The sequence below is a fragment of the Streptomyces durmitorensis genome (assembly GCF_023498005.1).
Classification (GTDB): domain Bacteria; phylum Actinomycetota; class Actinomycetes; order Streptomycetales; family Streptomycetaceae; genus Streptomyces; species Streptomyces durmitorensis.
Genome location: NZ_CP097289.1, coordinates 4,301,444 through 4,321,817, shown reverse-complemented (window position 1 = coordinate 4,321,817; position 20,374 = coordinate 4,301,444). Strand labels below are relative to the sequence as shown.

The following is a 20,374-nucleotide window of genomic DNA, read 5'->3' as shown; positions in this document are numbered from 1 at the left end:
ATGAGTGCTGATTCAGCGACTCCGGAACTCTTCGGGCCCGAGCCCGCCCCGCCCGGCAAGGTCAAGGCGTTCCTGCGCCTGGTCATGATCGAGCACTCGGTCTTCGCCCTGCCCTTCGCCTACATCGCGGCCCTGACCGCGATGTTCCAGCTGGACGAGAACATCCACTGGGGGCGGCTGCTCCTGGTCACGATCTGCATGGTCGGCCTGCGGACGTTCGCCATGGCCGCGAACCGGATCATCGACCGGGAGATCGACGCCCGCAACCCGAGGACCGCCCACCGCGAGCTCGTCACGGGCGCCGTCTCGGTGAAGTCCGCCTGGACCGGCGCGCTGATCGCGCTCGTCGTGTTCCTCGCATCGGCCGCCCTGCTCAACCCGCTCTGCCTCGCACTCGCGCCCATCGCGGTGATCCCGATGGTGGTCTATCCCTACGGCAAGCGGTTCACGAACTTCCCGCAGGCGATCCTGGGCCTGGCCCAGGCCATGGGTCCGGTCGGCGCCTGGATCGCGATCACCGGCGAGTGGTCGTGGCAGGCCGTCATCCTCGGGCTCGCGGTCGGCGTGTGGATCGGCGGCTTCGACCTGATCTACGCCTGCCAGGACGTGGAGACGGACCGCGAGGTCGGCGTGATGTCGGTGCCCGCGCGCTTCGGCATCCCGGGCGCCATCTGGGGTGCGCGCGGCTGTCACCTGGTGACCACCGCGCTGTTCGTCTGGTACGCCGCCGCCACCGACGCGGGCGCGTTCCTGTGGCTGGGCATCGCGGTCGTCGCCGGAGCGTTCGTCTACGAGCACTCCATCGTGAAGCCCCATGACCTCTCGCGGCTCAACAGGGCCTTCTTCCAGGTCAACGGCTTCATCGGTATCGCGCTCTTCGTCTGTGCGCTGCTCGATCTGCTGGTGCGCGGCCTGACCGTCTAGGCTCACAGCGTGAAGCCAGGAGATACGCAGCGTAAGCCTTGGATCGTGGGGGTGTCGGGGGCCTCAGGGACCCCGTACGCCGCCGCCGTGCTGCGGGCGCTGCTCGCGGCGGGTCAGAGCGTGGACCTGGTGGTCTCGCGGGCCTCGCGCCTCACGATCCTCGACGAGACGGGCATCGCCTTCCGGGACGCGCACTGGCAGGACGACCTGCGGGAGTGGCTCGGGCGGGGTGCCGACGGGAAGCCGGGCACCTTCGACGTGCCGGTGGACGGCGTGCGGTACTGGGCGGCCGGGGATCTGGCCGCAGGGCCCTCGTCGGGGTCGTACGCGACCAAGGGGATGCTGATCGTGCCCGCGTCCACGGCGTGCGTGGCCGGGGTGGCGCTCGGGCTCTCGAAGGATCTGCTCCAGCGGTCGGCGAGCGTGACGCTCAAGGAAGGCCGCCGGCTGGTGGTCTGCGTACGCGAGACGCCGCTGAACGGGCAGACGCTGAAGCACTTGGTGAGCCTGGACGAGGCGGGCGCGATCGTGCTGCCCGCCTCTCCGGCGTTCTACGCGGGGGCGACGCACATCCAGGATCTGGTGGACTTCGTCGCCGGGCGGACGCTCGACGCGGCAGGGGTGCCGCATCAGCTGTACCGCCGCTGGAAGGGAGAGCTCGGTGGGGGCTCTGCCCCTTCGGGGGGTTAGCGCTTCTTGGCGGCGCGCTTCGTGCTGCGCTCGGCCTTGGGCGCGGTGGGCTTGTGGGCACGCGAGCGGTTGGCCAGGTCCTGCAGCTCGCGCATCCGGGCGTAGGCCATCTCGATCGAGTACACGGTGTCTCTCACTCCTGAGTGTTGTTTGTGAAGTGTCGTTTGAAGAATCAACGCCGATCGGCGGAGATTCCGAAAGATTCACAGGGGTTCAACCCTGTTGCGCCTTAGATTCTACACATAGACTCGCGGTATCGCTGAATAATGAAAGGCATCGCACCTATGGACGCCGTGGACAGGCAGCTCATCCAGGCTCTGCGCGAGAACGGCAGAGCCTCGTACGCCGAACTTGGCCGTCTCGTCGGCCTCTCCGGACCGAGCGTCACGGACCGGATCAACCGCCTCGAAGCGGCGGGTGTCATCACCGGATACCGCGCGACCGTGGACTCCGCCTCGCTCGGTCTGGGCGTCATCGCCCTCATCGGCATCTCCCTCTCGGACGCCGCCGACCACGAGGACGTGGCGCGGCGCCTGAAGGACCTGCACGAGATCGAGGACTGCTGGTTCATCGCGGGCGACGACTCGTACATGCTCAAGGTGCGGGCCAGTGACGTGGACGGCCTGGAGAAGACGATCCGCAGGCTGAGCGGCACGAAGGGCGTCTCCAGGACGCGTACGACGATCGTGCTCTCCACGAAGTGGGAGAACCGCGTCGGGGAGCTGCCCGAAGAGGGATGAGTACGGGGGCGTACCGTGGGCGAGGCCTGATTTACGCAGATATTTAGAGCAGACGGAACAGACACGGAGAGGCGGCCGGGAATGGACGCTGGGCTCAAGCGCGAGCTGGAGGAGAAGGTCCGCGCGGGTGAGCGGCTGTCCCGTGAGGACGGCATCGCCCTCTACGCATCGGACGATCTGGCCTGGCTCGGCGGTCTCGCCCACGAGGTGCGCACGCGCAAGAACGGCGACGTCGTGCACTTCAACGTCAACCGTCACCTCAACATGACGAACGTGTGCACCGCCTCCTGCGCGTACTGCTCGTTCCAGCGCAAGCCGGGCGAGAAGGACGCGTACACGATGCGCATCGAGGAGGCCGTCCGCCTCGCCAAGGCGATGGAGGGCGAGAACCTCACCGAGCTGCACATCGTCAACGGCCTGCACCCGAACCTGCCGTGGCGCTACTACCCGCGTTCGCTGAGCGAGCTCAAGAAGGCGCTCCCGGACGTGTCCCTGAAGGCGTTCACGGCCACGGAGATCCACCACTTCGAGACGATCTCGGGGATGTCGGCGTCCGACATCCTGGACGAGCTGATCGAGGCGGGCCTGGAGTCGCTGACCGGCGGCGGCGCGGAGATCTTCGACTGGGAGGTCCGCCAGCACATCGTCGACCACCGCACCCACTGGGAGGACTGGTCGCGCATCCACCGCCTCGCGCACGAGAAGGGTCTGAAGACCCCGTGCACGATGCTGTACGGCCACATCGAGGAGCCCCGTCACCGGGTCGACCACGTGCTGCGCCTGCGTGAACTCCAGGACGAGACCGGCGGTTTCCAGGTCTTCATCCCGCTGCGGTACCAGCACGACTTCGTGGACATGAAGGACGGCAAGGTCAGGAACCGCCTCCAGGCGCGGACGACCATGGCGTCGGGCGCCGAGGCCCTGAAGACCTTCGCGGTCTCGCGGCTGCTCTTCGACAACGTCCCGCACGTCAAGGTCTTCTGGGTCATGCACGGCCTGCAGACGACGCAGCTCGCGCTGCAGCACGGTGCGGACGACATGGATGGCTCGGTCGTCGAGTACAAGATCACGCACGACGCGGACAACTTCGGCACGCCGAACAAGCTGACGCGCGACGACCTGCTCGACCTCATCCGCGAGGCGGGCTTCCGCCCCGTCGAGCGGAACACCCGCTACGAGTCGATCCGTGAGTACGAGGGTCCCGACCTGGCGCTGCGGGAGACCCCGCAGGCGATGCGGGTCTGACGCACCCGCGAACGGACGGCGAGCCCCGGCCCCTCCGGCCGGGGCTCGTCGCGTTCGCCCCGTTCGCAGCGTTCGTCGCGTTCGGTGTCCGCGATGCGGAACGCGGTTGAGGCGCGGGATGAGTAATAGTTAATCTGCCACTATGGCACTTACCTTCCGGCTGGACCCGGAGATCGATCCCGCCCTCCGCGACGGCGTCCTCGCCCTCTGGGTCGACGTGTCCAACGCCGACGGGGCCGTCGGCTTCGTGCCGCCCGTGACGGTCGAGGACATCCGGCCCGAGTGGCTCAAGCGCCTGACCCAGCTCAGCCAGGGGGACACCCGGCTGCTCGTCGGGTACGACGAGGACGGCACCGTCGCCGCGACCGCCTTCCTCGCCTACAACACGCACCGCCTGATGAAGCACTGGATCTGGCTGTACGTGGTGATGGTGCACCCCAAGCACCAGGGCAAGGGATACGGGCGCGACCTGATGGCCGCCGCCGCGGACGCCGCCCGGGGGTTCGACGGGATCCAGGCGATCCGGCTGACCTGCCGGGGCGGCATCGGGGTCGACCGGTTCTACGAGTCCTGCGGATACAAGGAGGTCGGGCGGGTGCCCGGCGCCATCCGCGTCGCCCCCGGTGACGACCGCGACGACATCACCATGCTGCTCCCGCTCGGCTGACGGTTCCCGCGAGGTTCCCGCGAGGCTCACCCCCTTGCCGGGCGCGACCCCTGCCGTGCTTCACTGGTGGGGCTCGTCCTACTCGGGCCCATTTCGGAACGGAAGAGTGGATTGACATGCTCCGCTACACGCTGATGCGCCTCGGGCTCTTCGTGGGCTGCTTTTTCGCGGTCTGGGGCCTTGTCTACGCCGGGATCCTGCCCAAGGGCCTCGGAGACTCCAACCTCCTGTGGGTCCTGCTGCTCGCGCTCGTCATCTCCGCGCCCCTCAGCTTCGTGCTGCTGCGCAAGGAGCGGGACCGGGCGTCGATCCAGGTCGTCGAGCGCGTGGAGCGGACCAAGGCCAACCTGGAGGCGAACCGCACCCAGGAGGACCTCGCCGACGACGCGGCCCGCGCGCAGTCGTAAGGTCCGCGCGCAGTCGTAAGGCTCGCGCGCACTCGTAAGGTCCGCGCGCACTCGTAAGCTTCGTCACAGAAGCCTCAACCCCGGTACTGGAGCAGCCGCTCCGGGCCGGGGTTTCTTGCGTCCCGGAGCGCTCCCGCCTCCGATCGGCCTCGTCTACCTCAAACAAGACCTTTGATGTTCTCAAAGTTCAAGTGTTAACGTGTTCGACATGAAGACAGCAGCCGCGCACCGCATCGCCATGAGCGTTCCGCTCGTGGCGCGCCTGCATGTCGATCTCTGCCGCTGCATGTCCGCGGCCTGTCGTCGCTGCCACTGAGTTCTCGCTGAGCCTCTCTGAACAGCGCAAGCGACAAGCACCAAGTGACATCTGCACTGCAGCGGCGCCGTAACGGCCGTCCCGTCTGACCCCTCGCGGTCGCCGCTCCCTCACGTCCCCCGCTTTCATCCGGAGTGTGTCCGTGTCCGCGAAGTCCCCCGTGTCCCCGGCCCCGCAGGCCGACGAGCCGACGTCCGGCTCCCGGATACCCAAGTTCCTCAAGCCGCCCTTCTGGGCGCAGATTCTCGGCGGTCTGGTCCTCGGCGTCCTGCTCGGCTGGCTCGCCCGCAGCCAGGACATCTCCTGGCTCGTCACCACCTTGGACAAGGTGGGCACCACCTTCATCGGGCTCCTGAAGCTCGCGGTCGCCCCGCTCGTCTTCTTCGCGATCCTGGTGTCGATCACCAACCTGCGCAAGGTCAACAACGCGGCGCGCCTCGCCACCCAGACGCTGATCTGGTTCATGATCACCTCGCTGATCGCGGTCGTCATCGGCCTCGCCATCGGGCTCCTCACGAACCCGGGCTCCGGCACCGGCCTCACCCCGAAGGACGGCGCCAAGCCGGACCACGCGGGCTCCTGGATCGACTTCCTGACCGGGATCATCCCGACGGACGTCGTCACGCCGTTCACCGAGCTGAACGTCCTGCAGATCGTCTTCATGGCAGCCGTCGCCGGTATCGCCGTACTGAAGATCGGCGAGAAGGCGCAGCCGATCCTGGAGCTGAGCGAGTCCGTGCTCGCCCTGCTCCAGAAGGCCCTGTGGTGGGTCATCAAGCTCTCCCCGATCGGCACCGTCGGCCTCATCGGCTTCGCCATCGCCGACTACGGCTGGGACCTGATCGGCAAGTACGCGACGTTCACCGTCGACATCTACGTCGGCTGCGCCATCGTGATGTTCGGTGTCTACCCGCTGCTGCTCTCCACGGTCGCCAAGGTCAACCCGCTGCAGTTCTTCAAGGGCGCCTGGCCCGCGATCCAGCTGGCCTTCGTCTCGCGCTCCTCGGTCGGCACGATGCCGGTCACCCAGAAGGTCACCGAGCGCCTCGGCGTGCCGAAGGAGTACACCTCCTTCGCGGTGCCGTTCGGCTCGACCACGAAGATGGACGGCTGCGCCGCGATCTACCCGGCGATCGCCGCGATCTTCGTCGCGCAGATCTTCGACGTGCAGCTCGGCGTCAAGGAGTACCTCCTGATCGCCTTCGTCTCGGTGGTGGGCTCGGCCGCGACGGCCGGTCTGACCGGCGCGACGGTCATGCTGACGCTGACCCTGTCGACGCTGGGCCTGCCGATGGAGGGCGTGGGTCTGCTGCTCGCGATCGACCCGGTCCTGGACATGATGCGCACGGCCACGAACGTGGCAGGACAGGCGGCCGTGCCGGTGATCGTCGCCGCCCGCGAGAAGATTCTCGACCGTGAGGCCTACGAGAACGCGTCGGCTTCGCCGCTCGACGGGTTCGACGGGGTTGCCGACGAGCCGCAGGTCGCGCCCGCCGCCGCCTGACGTCCCCCGGCTCGTGGTGAGCGTGCCCCGTACCTGGATTCTTTCCGGGTGCGGGGCACGTTTGCTGTTCTGCCTCTGCCTCTGCCTCTACCTCTGCCGCAGGGGTGACGGCTGATCAGTGGTCGCCGGTGGTCACGGGCTTCGTCGCGCGGACGATGGCGGAGTGCATGGCGTCGGCGACGGTGTGGGTCGGGGTGAGTTCGATGTCCGTGAAGCCGGCCGCCGACAGGCCGTCGCGGTACTCGGTGAAGGAGAGCGCGCCCGCGATGCAGCCGACGTGGTCGCCGCGTTCGGCGCGCTGGTCGGGGGTGAGGGTGTCGTCGGCGACGACGTCGGAGATGCCGATCCGGCCGCCGGGCGCCAGGACGCGGAACATCTCGGCGAACACCGCGGGCTTGTCGGTGGACAGGTTGATCACGCAGTTGGAGATGACCACGTCGATGGTGTGCGCGGGCAGCGGGACGGCCTCGATCGTGCCCTTGAGGAACTCGACGTTGGTGGCGCCCGCCTTCTTCTGGTTGGCGCGTGCCAGGGCGAGCATCTCCTCGGTCATGTCCAGGCCGTAGGCCTTGCCGGTGGGGCCGACGCGGCGGGCCGAGAGCAGGACGTCGATGCCTCCGCCGGAGCCGAGGTCCAGGACGCGCTCGCCCTCGTGGAGGTCGGCGACGGCGGTGGGGTTGCCGCAGCCCAGCGAGGCGGCGACGGCCTCGGCGGGCAGTTGGTCGCGCTCGTCGGCGGCGTAGAGGGTCCCGCCGAAGTTCTCGTCGACCTCGATCGCGGCCGGTCCGCAGCAGGCGGTGCCGCCTTCGGTGACCTGGACGGCGGCGGCCGCGTAGCGCTCGCGGACGGTTTCGCGCAGGTCGGTGGATGTGGATTCTGTGGATGCGGATTCCGTGGATGTGGATTCCTTGGTCATGGCTGTCGCTCCTCGACTGTATTGATATTTCTCGATGCAGACTCGATACGAGCTTGCGCCTTGGATCGAAGAACGTCAACATAGAAGCATGTCGAAACAAGAGCTAGTGGTGCTCGGTCAGGACGGCGGCGCCGATGGGTGCTGCCCGACCCTGCTGGCCGCCCCCATGGCCGAGGACCAGGCCGTTGAGCTGGCGAAGGTGTTCAAGGCCCTCGGGGACCCGGTGCGGCTGCGACTGCTGTCGATGATCGCCTCGCGGGAGGGTGGGGAGATCTGCGTGTGCGATCTGACCCCTGCCTTCGATCTCTCCCAGCCGACGATCTCCCACCACCTCAAGCTCCTGAAGCAGGCCGGTCTCATCGCCTCCGAGCGGCGGGGCACGTGGGTGTACTACCGGCTGCTGCCCGAGGCGACGGACCGGCTCGCGGCGGTTCTCACTCGCCCGGGGACGGGTGTGGGTGTGGGTGCGGGGGTAGTGGGTGTGGGCTCGTGAGCGAGGTGAGGGCTGCCGGCGCCGCAGCCGATGCGGGGCCGGTCGCGGCGCGGCTGTCGTTCCTCGACCGGTTCCTCGCGGTGTGGATCCTGATCGCGATGGCCGCGGGCCTCGGCCTCGGTCGTCTCGTGCCCGGACTCGGGGACGCGCTGGCCGAGGTCACCGTCACCGGGGTCTCCCTGCCGATCGCGCTGGGCCTGCTGGTGATGATGTATCCGGTCCTTGCCAAGGTCCGTTACGACCGGCTCGACTCCGTCACGCGGGATCGCCGCCTGCTCGTCCCCTCCCTGGTCCTGAACTGGGTCCTGGGCCCGGCGCTGATGTTCGCGCTCGCCTGGATCTTCCTGCCCGACCTGCCGGAGTACCGCACCGGGTTGATCATCGTCGGGCTCGCCCGGTGCATCGCGATGGTCATCATCTGGAACGACCTCGCCTGCGGCGACCGCGAGGCCGCGGCCGTGCTTGTCGCCCTCAACTCGGTGTTCCAGGTCATCGCGTTCAGCCTGCTCGGCTGGTTCTATCTCTCCGTGCTGCCCGGCTGGCTGGGCCTGGAGACCACCGGCCTGAACGTCTCGGTGTGGGAGATCGCCCGCAGCGTGCTGATCTTTCTCGGCATCCCGCTGGCGGCCGGTTTCCTGACCCGCAAGCTGGGCGAGCGGGTGAAGGGGCGCGCCTGGTACGAGGCTGAACTGATCCCGAGGATCGGTCCGTTCGCGCTCTATGGCCTGCTGTTCACGATCGTCGTGCTCTTCGCGCTACAGGGGGATGCGATCACTTCCCGGCCGGTGGACGTGGCGCGGATCGCGCTGCCGCTGCTGGTGTACTTCGCCGTGATGTGGGCCGGGTCCATGGCTCTGGGCAAGGCTGTCGGTCTCGACTATCCGCGGGCCACGACGCTGGCGTTCACCGCGGCGGGCAACAACTTCGAACTCGCCATCGCCGTGGCCATCGCCACGTTCGGTGCGACGTCGGGGCAGGCCCTGGCCGGGGTCGTCGGTCCGCTCATCGAGGTGCCGGTGCTGATCGGTCTGGTGCATGTCGCTCTGGCGGCCCGGCGCCGCTTCCCTCAAGCCGTTGCTGTGCAGGAAGGTTCCGCCCGTGTCTGAGCCGAGGAAGTCCTCTGTGCCTTCTGTTCCTTCTGTGCTGTTCGTCTGCGTGCACAACGCCGGACGCTCGCAGATGGCCGCGGCCTGGCTCGCCCACCTTGCCGGTGGCCGCATCGAGGTCCGCTCGGCGGGGTCCGCTCCCGCCGAGACCATCAACCCCGCCGTCGCCGGGGCGATGCGCGAAGTCGGTGTCGACATCTCGGCCGAGGTGCCCAAGGTCCTCACGGCCGAGGCTGTCCGGGCGTCCGACGTGGTGATCACCATGGGCTGCGGTGACGCCTGCCCGGTCTTCCCCGGCAAGAGATATCTGGACTGGAAGCTGGACGACCCGGCCGGGCAGGGCATCGCTGCCGTACGCCCCATCCGGGACGAGATCAGGGTGAGGGTCGAAGCGTTGATCGCGGAGCTGCTGCTGCTGCGCTGAGGTCACCGGGCCGCTGGGCCGCTGGGTCTCCGGCGTGAGTGCAGCATCGTAGGCTGGTTCTTTCTGTGCGCAGGTTGTGTGGAAGGTGGGCGGCCGGGGTGGGCGACGTGAAGGCCGGAGCGGTGGCCGCTGGTGCGGTGGGGAGGCGGCAGAAGCGGATGCCGCGGGCTGTGCGGGAGCAGCAGATGCTGGACGCCGCCGTGCGGATCTTCGGGCAGCGGGGATACCGGGCGGCTTCGATGGATGAGATCGCGGACGTCGCGGGGGTCTCGAAGCCGCTGGTGTACCTGTACTTGAACTCCAAGGAAGAGCTGTTCACCGCGTGCATCCGGCGGGAGGCGGCGGCGTTGGTGGCGGCGGTGCGGGCCGGGGTCAGCGGGGGCGAGGGCGGGGGCGGCGTGCGCGGGGGCCTGCCCGCCGACCGGCAGCTGTGGGCCGGGCTCCAGGCCTTCTTCACGCATACCGCGGAGCGGCCCGACGCGTGGGTGGTGCTGCACAACCAGGCGCGGACGCAGGGGGAGCCGTTCGCCGCCGAGGTCGCCGTGATGCGCGAGGAGATCGTGGCGTTCGTGACGTCGCTGATCGCGGAGGCGGCACGCGAGGCGCACCGGAAGCCGGAGCTCGCGGAGCGCGAAGTGGCGGGCCTCGCACAGGCGTTGGTGGGGGCGGCGGAGTCTCTGGCGGGCTGGGCGAACGGCGATGCGTCGGTGTCCGCGAAGGAGGCCGCGGCGACGCTGATGAACTTCGCGTGGGCGGGGCTCGGGGAGTTGATGGAGGGGCGGCGGTGGGTTCCTTAGCGGATGGTTCCGCTGAGGTGGGTGGTGTTGCTGTCGCTGCTCCGGAGTTCGAAGGCCGGCCCGTCGGCGGCGTAGGTGACGGTGCTGGGGAGCAGTACGGGGGCCTTGAAGTCGATCTGTACGTGGGCGGATTCCGGCGTGTCGTACTCGGCGAGGCAGCGGGCGGCGGTCCACATGCCGTGGGCGATGGCGCGGGGGAAGCCGAGGAGGCGTGCGGTGAGGGGGTACAGGTGGATGGGGTTGCGGTCACCTGAGACGGCGCCGTAGCGGCGGCCGAGGTCTGAGGGGAGCGGCCACTCGGCGTGGGCGGGGAGGGGATCGCTGCCGCGCGGTGGGCGGGGTGTCTCGGCGGTGGTGCGGTGGCGGGCGAGGTAGGTGCTGCTGGAGGTCCATACGGTGGTGCCGTCGACGCGGGCTTCGGTGACGAGGGTGGCTTCGGTGCCGCGGCGGTGGGGGGTCAAGTGGGCGGCGTGCACGGAGAGTTCGAGGCTGTCGGCGGTGGTTGGCGCGCGGTGCTGGGTGATCTCGATGGACGTGTGGACGAGGCCGAGGAGGGGGAGCGGAAAGGCGCGGGTGGTCATGAGGCGCATGGCCAGGGGGAAGCTGAGGACGTGGGGGTAGGTGAGGGGGAGGGTGTGGGTGGGGGTGCGGTAGCCGCAGAGGCGGGAGTAGGCGGCGAGGTGGGCGGGGCTGGGGCGGACGCCGGTGAGGGTGGGGTGGGCGCTGGGGAGCGGGGCGTCGGGGCGGGGCCGCTTCAGGGGGGAGAGGATCGCGCCGCGGAGGAGGAGGGGGGCGAGCATGGGGGTCCTTTCGGGGGGTGTGTGGGTCCTGCGGTGTCGATCCGGCTGCGGGTGCGTGCGGGCTGCTCGGGGCTGGTCTGTTTGTGGGTGCAGGTCCGCTGGGACGAGGGCTACGACCCGAGCAGGCTCTGGCCGCAGACCCGGATCACCTGACCGTTCACCCCGCCGGAGGCCGACGCGGCGAGCCACGCCGTGGTCTCCGCCACGTCCACCGGAAGGCCCCCCTGCGCAAGGGAGTTCATCCTGCGGCCCGCCTCGCGGATGAAGAGCGGGACCGCCGCCGTCATCTTCGTCTCGATGAAGCCGGGGGCCACCGCGTTCACCGTCACCCCGTGTTCCGCGTGAGCCCCCGGCGCCAGAGCCCGTACCAGGCCGATGATCCCCGCCTTGCTCGCCGCGTAATTCGTCTGGCCGACGTTCCCCGCGATCCCGGCGATCGACGCCGTGGCCACCACGCTCCCGCCCCGGTTCAGCGTCCCGGACTTGAGCAGCGCGTCCGTCGTGCGCAGCACGCTCGTCAGGTTCACGTCCAGGACCGGGTTCCAGCGGTCCGCCGGCATGTTGGCCAGCTTGCGGTCCCTCGTGATCCCCGCGTTGTGGACGAGGATGTCCAGGCCGTCGGGCGCCAGCGCCGAAGCCATCCGCTCCCCGGCGTCGTCCGCCGTGATGTCCAGCGGCAGCGCCGTACCGCCGAGCCGGTCCGCGACCCGTACCAAATCCCCCTGCGCCGACGGCACATCGAGTACGACCACGTGCGCACCGTCCCGCGCGAGGACCTCCGCCACCGCCTCGCCGATCCCCCGCGCCGCCCCCGTGACCAGTGCCGTACGGCCGGACAGCGGGCGGTCCCAGTCGCAGGGGGCCGCCTGGGCGTCGCCGACCTCGATCACCTGGCCGCTGACATACGCCGACCTCGGTGAGAGAAGGAAACGCAGCGTCGACTCCGCCGCCTCCGCCGAGCGCATGCGGACCAGCGTCGCCGTGCGGCCCCTGCCCAGTTCCTTGCCCAGGGAGCGTACGAAGCCCTCCAACGCCTGTTGCGCCGCCGCCTGGTGGTGGTCCGACGGCGAGACCGGGGCGCCGAGCACCACCACGCGGCCGTTCTCCGCCACCGAGCGCACCACGGGGTGCAGCGCCGCGTGCACCTGGGCGAGGCCAGGAGTGTCGCTGATGCCCGTCGCGTCGAGCACCACCGCCGCCGGGTGTGAGGACTCTGTGGCGAGTGTGAGGTTCGTCCGGGTCAGGATCTGGCGGAGGTCCGCCTCGTGAGGGGATTCCCCTGCCGTCAGGTGCAGCAACTCGCCCTCCAGGGAGGGGCTTTCCGGTGTCCAGCGGCGCAGCGGCGACGGCTGCGGCAGGCCGAGCCTTCGAGTGAGGAAGCGGCCGGGCGCCGTGCCCGTGAAGTTCAGATAGCGGTCGGCCATTGTCCAACTCCCAGCTCGGTCGTAAATTTACTTCAGAGTAAGGTTACTCAAGGGTCAGGAGCTGGTCGAGACATGAATCTGCCCACCACCCGCCGCGTGGCGGTCATCGGCGGCAGCCGCATCCCGTTCGCGCGCTCCGACGGCCCGTACGCCACCGCGTCCAACCAGGAGATGCTGACCGCCGCCGTCGACGGGCTCGTCGAGCGGTATCGGCTCGAGGGGACGGGGGACGTGGGGGAGTTCGTCGCCGGTGCCGTGCTCAAGCACAGCCGCGATTTCAATCTCGCCCGCGAGACCGTCCTCGGCTCCCGCCTCGCGCCGACCACACCCGCGTACGACATCCAGCAGGCCTGCGGCACCGGGCTGCAAGCCGTCATCGCCGCCGCCAACAAGATCATGCTGGGGCAGACGGAGTCGGCCGTCGCGGGCGGCGCCGACACCGCGAGCGACGCGCCCCTCGGCGTCAACGACTCCCTGCGGAAGATCCTCCTGGCCGCCCGCCGCGCCAAGTCGGCCGGCGGCCGGGTCAAGGCCCTTGCCCGCGTGCGGCCCTCGCACCTCGTGCCCGACATCCCGCGCAACGCGGAGCCCCGCACCAGGCTTTCGATGGGTGAGCACGCCGCCGTGACCGCCCAGGCCTGGGGCGTCACCCGCGAGGCCCAGGACGAACTCGCGGCGGCCAGCCACCAGCGGCTCGCCGCCGCGTACGACAGGGGGCTCCTGGACGGGCTCGTCGTGCCGTTCCGTGGGCTAGAGCGGGATCAGAATCTGCGGCCCGGGTCGACCGTCGAGAAGCTGGGGAAGCTGAAGCCCGTCTTCGGGGTGACGGGCAGCAACCCGACCATGACCGCCGGGAATTCGACGCCCTTGACGGACGGTGCCGCCGTCGCCCTGCTCGCCAGTGAGGAGTGGGCCGAGGAGCGCGGGCTCGAACCGCTGGCCTATCTGACCGCGTACGAGACCGCCGCCGTCGATTTCGTCGCGGGCGATGTCGTCGGTGGTGAGGACGGGCTGCTCATGGCGCCCGCGTACGCCGTGCCGCGGATGCTGGAGCGCGTCGGGCTCGGCCTCTCGGACTTCGACTTCGTCGAGATCCATGAGGCCTTCGCCTCGCAGGTGCTCGCCACGCTCGCCGCCTGGGAGAAGCGCGGGCTCGGCGTCGTGGACCGGGACCGGCTCAACGTCGCCGGGTCCTCGCTCGCCACGGGGCATCCCTTTGCCGCCACCGGTGCGCGGATCGTCGCCACCCTGGCGAAACTGCTGGCCGAACGGGGTACGCCGGGGCGCGGGCTCATCTCCATCTGCGCGGCGGGCGGTCAGGGGGTGACCGCGATTCTGGAGCGGTAGCCACTGTCACCGCCCACCGCCCACCGCCACCGCCCACCGCCACCGCTCACCGCCCACCGGTTCCGCCGCGTACGCCCGCATGCAGTCCCGCAGTCCCGGGCGAGCCGCAGTCCCGCAGCGCGGACCGGCGGATGCCGGGAGGCGGATCACCCGACCATCACCCGACAAGGAGCCGCCACCCCATGCCCCCCGTCGCCCCCCAGCCAGCCCTCGTCGAACCCCGTCTGCGCCATCTCGACGGCGTCGTCCGCGAAGTCTCCGTGCCGCCCTTCGCCGCCCCCGTCAGCAGTGGGTCCCTCGCCGACATCCCCTTCGACAACGCCCGCGAGGCCCCCGCCGAAGCCGTGCTCTCCCGGAAGGGCGACGACGGGCGGTGGCGGGACGTTTCGGCCGCGGAGTTCGCCGAGGAAGTGCTCGCCGTCGCCAAGGGGTTGATCGCCGAAGGGCTCGCCCCGGGGGACCGGCTCGCCATCATGGCGCGTACGACGTACGAGTGGACGCTGCTCGACTTCGCGGGCTGGGCGGCCGGGCTCGTCACCGTGCCCGTCTATCCGACCTCCTCCGCCTATCAGACCCGGTGGATCCTCCAGGACTCGGGCGCCGTCGCGCTCGCCGTCGAGACCGTCGCGCTGGCCGCTTCGCTCGGGCCCGAGCGGGACCGGATGCCCGACCTGGAGCATCTGTGGTCCTTCGAGAAGGGGGACGTGCGGCGGCTCGCCGAGCTGGGGCGCAACGGGGATGTCTCCGATGCCGAAGTCGCCGGGAGGCGGGCCGAGTTGGGGCCCGATTCCGTTGCCACGCTCATCTACACCTCCGGCACCACCGGGCGGCCCAAGGGCTGTGTCCTGACCCACGGCAACTTCTTCGCCGAGGTCGACAACGCCATCGAGCTGCTGCATCCCGTCTTCAAGTCCGTCAGCAAGGCGCCTGCCTCCACGCTGCTCTTCCTGCCGCTGTCCCACGTCTTCGGGCGCATGGTCGCCGTCGGCTGTCTGCGCGCGCGGGTGCGGCTCGGGCACGCGCCCAGCATTCAGACCGAGGATCTGCTGGGGGACCTGGCAGGCTTCCGGCCGACCTTCCTGCTCGCCATTCCGTATGTCCTTGAGAAGGTCTTCAACACCGGGCGCGCCACCGCAGAGAAGATGGGCCGCGCCTCCTCCTTCGACCGCGCCGCCCGCATCGCGGTCCGCTACGGCGAGGCGGTCGAGGCGCGGCAGCACGGCACAGGACCCGGTCCGACGTTCGGGCTCCGGATGGCCCGCGCGCTGTACGACCCGCTGGTCTACCGGCGGATCCGCGCGGCCCTCGGCGGCAAGGTGCGGTACGCGATCTGCGGCGGTTCGCCGCTCGGGCGCCGCCTCGCCGCGTTCTACGCGGGCGCGGGCATCGAGATCTTCGAGGGCTACGGGCTGACCGAGACCACCGCCGCCGCGACCGTGACACCGCCCCTGAAGCCGCGGCTCGGCACGGTGGGCTGGCCGCTGCCCGGCACGCGCGTGCGGATCGCGGACGACGGGGAGGTGCTGCTCGCCGGAGGGCAGGTCTTCGGCGGGTACTGGGACGGGCAGGCGGGCCGCGTGGTGCCCGAGCGGGGGGAGTGGTTCGCGACCGGGGACATCGGCGCACTCGACGCCGACGGATACCTCTCCATCACCGGACGCAAGAAGGACATCCTCATCACCACCGGCGGCAAGAACGTGGCCCCGGCCCCGCTGGAGGACTGGCTGCGCGCCCACCCGCTGGTCGGCCAGTGCATGGTGGTCGGCGACGACCGGCCCTACATCACCGCCCTGCTCACGCTGGAGGCGGACGGCATCGCGCACTGGTGCCGGATGAAGAAGAAGGCGCACACGGGCCCCGGTCTCGTGGACGACGCCGACCTGCGCGAGACGCTTCAGCGCGCCGTCGACGAGGCGAACAAGCTCGTGTCGCGGGCCGAGTCCATCCGGCGGTTCGCCGTGCTGCCCGTGGACTTCACGGAGGAGAGCGGCCATCTGACCCCGTCCCTGAAGCTGAAGCGGGACGCCATCGAGCGGGACTTCGCGGAGGAGATCGAGGGACTTTACGGACACGCACGGTAGCGGATGTCACTCGCTGTCACCTGGACGGGCGGGGCCGCTGCCCCGCGCTTAGGGTGATCGAGGGGCAGACCCTGGGAGGTTGCCGTGCGCAGAGCTGCCGTACTCGCCGGCGTGACCGCGCTGGCCGTCATGGGGACAGGGGCCTGGCTGCCGGGCGTGAGCGCGGCGGCTTCGCCCGAGTCGCCCTCTTCACCCGCGTCCTCACCCTCACTCTCACCCTCACCCTCGTCCTCGTCCCCCGATCTTTCCCGCTTCTACACGCAGAAGATCAAGTGGGGCGCCTGCGAGGGAGACGGGGCGGGTCTCCTGTCCGAGTCGGACGCCACCGCCGTCCCCAAGGACAAGAACGTCCAGTGCGGCAAGATCACGGTCCCTCTCGACTACGCGAAACCGTCGCGCGGCAAGGTCGAGGTGGCCATGGTCCGCATCAAGTCCAGCGGCAAGCCCCGGGGTTCGCTCCTGATCAACTTCGGGGGGCCCGGCGGCGCGGGGGTGTCTGGGCTGCTCCATGCGCAGAAGGAGTTCGAGTATCTCGGCAAGGGGTACGACGTGGTCTCCTTCGATCCCCGTGGCGTGGGCGAGAGTTCGCCCGTCAGCTGCGGGGAGGACGGTGCGCAGGAGCCGGAGATGGAGGGCGGACCCGAGGACCCCGCTGCCGTGCTCGACGAGATGCGCAAGATCAACGAGCAGTGCGAGAAGGAGTCGGGACCCGTCCTTCCGTACGTCGGGACCGTCAACGTCTCGCGCGACATGGACGTCATGCGGCAGGTGCTCGGCGACAAGAAGCTCAACTACCTGGGCTTCTCCTACGGGACGCGGCTCGGCGCCGTGTACACCGCCCAGTTCCCGAAGAAGGTCGGGCGGATGGTCCTGGACGGCGTGGACACGCTGACCGAGGACGTCGAGGAACAGGCCCTGGTCAGCGCGGAGGGGCGGCAGACCGCCCTCGACAACTTCATCAAGTGGTGCACGGGTAACGCGGGTTGTGTCCTCGGAACGGACTCGCGTGCGGCCCGCGACAACATGAGTGAGCTGATCAAGGGGCTCGACACGTACCCGCTCCAGTCCTCCGACGGCGCCGAGTTCACCGGCCAGGACGTCGTGGACGTACTCGGCCAGGCGCTCTACAGCAGGCAGTCGTGGCCCGCGCTCTCGCAGGCGCTCGGCGCGCTGCTCGCGGACGGGGACCCCAGGGCGCTGCTGCGGATGAGCGGGTCGCTGGCCCAGCAGGCACCCGGGGACGGCGTGCAGGGTCTGGCGGGCGTGGGGGGCTTGGCGGGCGTGGCGGGCCTGGCGGGCCGGGCGCCCGAGGACATTCCCGCCGACAACATGGCTGCCGCGCTCATGGCCGTGAACTGCGCGGACGACCCGGACCGGCCCGACGCCGACAGCATAGAGAAGGAAGTCACCAAGCTTCAGGAGGAGTTCGAGTCGACGTCCGCGATCTTCGGGCGTTCGATGCTGATGCCGGTGCTCTTCTGCTTCGGGCGGCCCGCGGGCACGGACTACATCCGCGATGAAGTACGCGACGTGAAGAGCCCAGACTTCCTGCTCGTCGGCACCCGGGGCGACCCCGCCACGCCGTACCGCTGGACCCAGGAGACCGCCGAGCGGCTCGGGTCTGCCGCCGTCGTGCTCGACAACAAGGGTGACGGACACACCGGTTACGCCGGGTCGAAGTGCGTGCGGGACAAGGTGGACGGGTTCCTGTTGTACGGGGAGATGCCGGCGAACGGGAGTTCGTGTGGGGTGGACGAGGAGGAGTAGCGGCGGCCGGTGGTTCGTGCCCGGTGGCTGGCGGGTGGCTAGCGGGTGGTGCGGGCCGCCGGGTCCAGGCGCAGCATCGCTTCGTCGTCCGCGCTGCCCGGCTCGGCCTGGTAGACCACCAGGCGCTGGCCGTCCGTCCTCGCCAGCTTCATCACCTCGTACGTGAGCGTCATCGCGCCCACCTTCGGGTGGTCGAAGGACTTGGTGCCGCCCCCGCGTTCCTTGACTTCGTAGCGCTCCCAGAGGCGGGCGAAGTCCGTTGACTTGAGGAGGAGTTCGCCGACCAGGGAGGCCAGCTGGGGGGAGTCCACGTCCACGCCACCGACCGCGCGCAGGTGCGCGACGGACTTGGCCACCGTCTCCTCCCAGGGCTGGTAGAGCACGCGGCCCACGGGGTGCAGGAACAGATAGCGCGTGACGTTGCGCTTCTCCGCGGGCCAGTCCCACAGGCCCGGCAGGAGGCGGCGCCCTGCCGGGTTGGCGGCCAGCATGTAGCTGTGGCGGCTGACCACGTACGCGGGTGACGGGCTGAGGTTCTCCAGCATGCGCTGGATGCTCGGGCGGACGGTGTCCCCGGGGGTGGGGTGCGGTTCCGTGAGGCGGCCCGATGCCAGTTCGGCCAGGTCGTGCAGGCGCTCGTGGGCGTCGCCGCTGAGGCGCAGGGCGCGGGCCAGGGCGTCTATGACGGAGGGGGAGGGGTTCGTCTCGCGGCCCCGCTCCAGGCGGGTGTAGTAGTCGACGCTGACTCCCGCGAGGGTGGCGAGTTCCTCGCGGCGGAGGCCGGGGGTGCGGCGCAGGCCCGTGCCGGCCGGGAGACCGGCGTCCGCGGGGCTCACCTGCGCGCGCCTCGCCCGCAGGTATCTGCCCAGTTCCGTGCCCGTGCCCTCTGCCTTTGCCATCCGTCCATTGTCCCCGGTGGGGGTGGGGTGTGGGGGGCCGTGTCAGGGCCAGGAACGTCGCGGTCTGCCTGGGCGGCGGGCCTGGGCGGAGTCTTGGGGTGCCGCCGGTTGCGTTGTGCCCCGTTGCTCTGGTTGCCCCAAGGGCCTCTCCCGCCCACCCGCCCGTTTGCCCCGCAGTGCCTCCTTGCCGAACAGGCCTTTCCCGCCCGCCCACCCGTTTGCCCCGCAGTGCCTCCTTGCCGAACAGGCCTTTCCCGCCCGCCCCCCGAATCTCAGGAGTCGTCCTGTGACCCAGACGGCCACCGCATCCACGGCCTCTCCCCTCGCGCCCACCTCCCCTCCCCACCGCTCCCCGACCCTCGCCCCCCTCCTCGCCTCCCTCCTCGGCTTCACCGTCATCACCGTCGACGTGTCCGCCGTGAACATCGCCCTGCCCGCCATCCGCACCTCCCTGCACGGCGGCATGGCAGGGCTCCAGTGGGTCGTGGACGCGTACACGCTGATGTTCGCCGCCCTCATGCTCTCCGCCGGAGCCCTCGCCGACCGGGCGGGGGCTCGGCGTGCCTACGCCTGGGGCGTCGGCCTCTTCACCCTTGCCTCGCTCGCCTGCGCCCTCGCCCCCGGCATCGGCGCGCTCATCGCCGCCCGCGTGGCACAGGGCGGGGCCGCGGCCGTCGTCATGCCCGCATCGCTCGCGCTGATCCGCCAGGCGTACGACGACCCGCGCCGCCGTGCCCGCGCCATCGCGCTGTGGACGGTGGGCGGTTCCGTGGCCATGGCGGCCGGGCCCGTACTCGGCGGCGTACTCACCGAGGCGGCGGGCTGGCGTGCCGTCTTCCTCCTCAACCTGCCGATAGGGGCCGTGATCCTGGCCCTTCTCGCCCGCACCGCCCCCTCCGCGCGGCGCCCCGCGCCCATCGACGTCGCCGGTCAGGCCACCGCCGTACTCGCCCTCGCGGGGCTCGCGTTCGCCGTCATCGAGGGCGGGCACCTGGGGTGGACGAGCGCGCCGGTGCTCGGCGCCGCCGCCCTCGCCGTCGCGGCGGGGTTCGGCTTTCACGCCGCCGAGAAGCGGCACCGCGCGCCCATGGTCCCGCTGGGCCTGCTGCGGGAGCGGAAGGTCAGCGTCTCGCTGGCCATCGGCTTCGCCGTCAACGCGGGCTTCTACGGGATCGTCTTCCTGCTCGGCCTCTACTTCCAGCAGCTGCGCGGGATGTCGGCGATCGCGGCGGGCCTGATGTTCGTCCCTCTCGCGGTCATCATCACGTCGACGAACCTCGTCTCGCCGCGCATGGCCGAGCGCATCGGCCGCCGCCGGGTCATCGTGGCGGGCCAGGCGGTGCTCGCGCTCGCCATGTTCGTCCTACTGCCGCTGGCCGCGGACACCCCGCTCTGGCTGGTGCTCGTCCTGCTCGTCCCCACCGGCATGGGCGGCGCGTTCGCGGTCCCCGCGCTGACCGCCCTGCTGATGGACGCCGTACCGGCCCACCGCGCGGGCACAGCGTCCGGCCTGCTCAACGCCCTGCGCCAGACGGGCGGCGCGATGGCGGTGGCACTGTTCGGCGCGCTCCTGGCAGCCGACGGCGGGACGGGCTTCTCGGCCACGGGAATGCGCGAGGCGCTCCTCGCGGTGGGCTTGCTCCTGTGCGCCACGACGGCCCTCGCGGCATGGCTGCTGCCGAGGGACGGCCGCGGCTGAGCGGGGGCCGGTTCGTGAGAGTCCAGCCCGTGGGAGGCCGGTCCGTCGGGGACAGTCCGTGAGAGTCCAGCCCGTGGGAGGCCGGTCCGCGAGAGCCCCCGATTGCAGAAAGATCCCGCCCAGGACCC

At 70.3% G+C, this 20,374-nt stretch carries 20 protein-coding genes; 15 read left to right on the top strand and 5 right to left on the bottom strand.

Going from position 1 to position 20,374, the window contains the following annotated elements:
- Both mqnP and M4V62_RS19340 read left to right on the top strand, forming a co-directional pair.
- Positions 1 to 924: a menaquinone biosynthesis prenyltransferase MqnP gene (mqnP, locus tag M4V62_RS19345; protein WP_249588504.1), complete on the top strand. Its 924-nt coding sequence runs from the start codon at positions 1 to 3 to the stop codon at positions 922 to 924.
- A gap of 9 nt (positions 925 to 933) precedes the next feature.
- Entirely contained in the window at positions 934 to 1,614 is a 681-nt protein-coding gene (locus M4V62_RS19340; protein WP_249588503.1) for a UbiX family flavin prenyltransferase, read from the top strand.
- Here M4V62_RS19340 and M4V62_RS43595 read toward each other — a convergent pair.
- Positions 1,611 to 1,739, bottom strand: coding sequence for a hypothetical protein (locus tag M4V62_RS43595; protein ID WP_283779097.1), 129 nt, complete (start codon positions 1,737 to 1,739; stop codon positions 1,611 to 1,613). The two genes, M4V62_RS19340 and M4V62_RS43595, sit on opposite strands and share 4 nt — an antisense overlap.
- A 159-nt stretch (positions 1,740 to 1,898) precedes the next feature.
- On the opposite strand from M4V62_RS43595, the gene M4V62_RS19335 reads away from it, so the two are divergent.
- The 5 genes from M4V62_RS19335 (at position 1,899) to M4V62_RS19315 (ending at position 6,493) form a co-directional block, all read left to right on the top strand.
- Positions 1,899 to 2,354: an Lrp/AsnC family transcriptional regulator gene (locus tag M4V62_RS19335; protein WP_249588502.1), complete on the top strand. Its 456-nt coding sequence runs from the start codon at positions 1,899 to 1,901 to the stop codon at positions 2,352 to 2,354.
- An 81-nt stretch (positions 2,355 to 2,435) separates the two neighbouring features.
- Complete coding sequence (gene mqnE, locus M4V62_RS19330; protein ID WP_249588501.1) at positions 2,436 to 3,599, top strand: aminofutalosine synthase MqnE; 1,164 nt, start codon at positions 2,436 to 2,438, stop codon at positions 3,597 to 3,599.
- Between the two features lie 142 nt (positions 3,600 to 3,741).
- Positions 3,742 to 4,266: a GNAT family N-acetyltransferase gene (locus M4V62_RS19325; RefSeq protein WP_249588500.1), complete on the top strand. Its 525-nt coding sequence runs from the start codon at positions 3,742 to 3,744 to the stop codon at positions 4,264 to 4,266.
- Between the two features lie 116 nt (positions 4,267 to 4,382).
- The gene (locus M4V62_RS19320) at positions 4,383 to 4,673 is read left to right on the top strand and encodes a DUF4229 domain-containing protein (protein WP_249588499.1); all 291 of its coding nucleotides are present in this window, start codon (positions 4,383 to 4,385) and stop codon (positions 4,671 to 4,673) included.
- Between the two features lie 458 nt (positions 4,674 to 5,131).
- On the top strand, positions 5,132 to 6,493 hold the full coding sequence (locus tag M4V62_RS19315; protein WP_249588498.1) for a dicarboxylate/amino acid:cation symporter: 1,362 nt from the start codon (positions 5,132 to 5,134) through the stop codon (positions 6,491 to 6,493).
- A gap of 115 nt (positions 6,494 to 6,608) precedes the next feature.
- On the opposite strand, the gene arsM is transcribed toward M4V62_RS19315, so the two are convergent.
- Positions 6,609 to 7,409, bottom strand: a complete 801-nt coding sequence (gene arsM, locus M4V62_RS19310) for an arsenite methyltransferase (RefSeq protein ID WP_249588497.1) — start codon at positions 7,407 to 7,409, stop codon at positions 6,609 to 6,611.
- Between the two features lie 88 nt (positions 7,410 to 7,497).
- Between arsM and M4V62_RS19305 the strand changes: the two genes are divergently transcribed.
- From M4V62_RS19305 to M4V62_RS19290, 4 genes are all read left to right on the top strand, one after another.
- Positions 7,498 to 7,902, top strand: a complete 405-nt coding sequence (locus tag M4V62_RS19305) for an ArsR/SmtB family transcription factor (protein ID WP_249588496.1) — start codon at positions 7,498 to 7,500, stop codon at positions 7,900 to 7,902.
- Positions 7,899 to 9,008, top strand: coding sequence for an ACR3 family arsenite efflux transporter (gene arsB / locus M4V62_RS19300; protein WP_283779096.1), 1,110 nt, complete (start codon positions 7,899 to 7,901; stop codon positions 9,006 to 9,008). The genes M4V62_RS19305 and arsB overlap by 4 nt, the downstream gene beginning before the upstream one ends.
- A gap of 16 nt (positions 9,009 to 9,024) precedes the next feature.
- On the top strand, positions 9,025 to 9,432 hold the full coding sequence (locus M4V62_RS19295; protein WP_249588495.1) for an arsenate reductase ArsC: 408 nt from the start codon (positions 9,025 to 9,027) through the stop codon (positions 9,430 to 9,432).
- A gap of 158 nt (positions 9,433 to 9,590) precedes the next feature.
- Positions 9,591 to 10,229 carry a TetR/AcrR family transcriptional regulator gene (locus tag M4V62_RS19290; RefSeq protein WP_249592898.1) on the top strand — a complete coding sequence of 213 codons (639 nt, stop codon included), beginning with the start codon at positions 9,591 to 9,593 and terminating at the stop codon, positions 10,227 to 10,229.
- Here M4V62_RS19290 and M4V62_RS19285 read toward each other — a convergent pair.
- Together M4V62_RS19285 and M4V62_RS19280 are read right to left on the bottom strand one after the other, a co-directional pair.
- The gene (locus tag M4V62_RS19285) at positions 10,226 to 11,029 is read right to left on the bottom strand and encodes a MaoC family dehydratase (RefSeq protein ID WP_249588494.1); all 804 of its coding nucleotides are present in this window, start codon (positions 11,027 to 11,029) and stop codon (positions 10,226 to 10,228) included. The genes M4V62_RS19290 and M4V62_RS19285 overlap by 4 nt on opposite strands.
- 110 nt (positions 11,030 to 11,139) lie before the next feature.
- Positions 11,140 to 12,453, bottom strand: coding sequence for a 3-oxoacyl-ACP reductase (locus M4V62_RS19280; protein ID WP_249588493.1), 1,314 nt, complete (start codon positions 12,451 to 12,453; stop codon positions 11,140 to 11,142).
- Between the two features lie 72 nt (positions 12,454 to 12,525).
- Here M4V62_RS19280 and M4V62_RS19275 point away from each other — a divergent pair, with 72 nt between their 5' ends.
- The 3 genes from M4V62_RS19275 (at position 12,526) to M4V62_RS19265 (ending at position 17,648) form a co-directional block, all read left to right on the top strand.
- Positions 12,526 to 13,800 carry an acetyl-CoA C-acetyltransferase gene (locus tag M4V62_RS19275; RefSeq protein ID WP_249588492.1) on the top strand — a complete coding sequence of 425 codons (1,275 nt, stop codon included), beginning with the start codon at positions 12,526 to 12,528 and terminating at the stop codon, positions 13,798 to 13,800.
- A gap of 182 nt (positions 13,801 to 13,982) precedes the next feature.
- Positions 13,983 to 15,881, top strand: coding sequence for an AMP-dependent synthetase/ligase (locus tag M4V62_RS19270; protein WP_249588491.1), 1,899 nt, complete (start codon positions 13,983 to 13,985; stop codon positions 15,879 to 15,881).
- Between the two features lie 84 nt (positions 15,882 to 15,965).
- The gene (locus tag M4V62_RS19265) at positions 15,966 to 17,648 is read left to right on the top strand and encodes an alpha/beta hydrolase (protein WP_344646460.1); all 1,683 of its coding nucleotides are present in this window, start codon (positions 15,966 to 15,968) and stop codon (positions 17,646 to 17,648) included.
- A gap of 38 nt (positions 17,649 to 17,686) precedes the next feature.
- Here the strand turns inward: M4V62_RS19265 and M4V62_RS19260 are convergent, their stop codons facing one another.
- Positions 17,687 to 18,547 (bottom strand): helix-turn-helix transcriptional regulator, encoded by an 861-nt coding sequence (locus tag M4V62_RS19260; RefSeq protein WP_249588490.1) that lies wholly within the window; start codon positions 18,545 to 18,547, stop codon positions 17,687 to 17,689.
- Positions 18,548 to 18,833: 286 nt separating this feature from the next.
- Between M4V62_RS19260 and M4V62_RS19255 the strand changes: the two genes are divergently transcribed.
- A complete protein-coding gene (locus M4V62_RS19255; protein WP_249588489.1) occupies positions 18,834 to 20,246 on the top strand; it encodes an MFS transporter in 1,413 nt (470 codons plus the stop codon).
- The last annotated feature ends 128 nt before the right edge of the window (positions 20,247 to 20,374 follow it).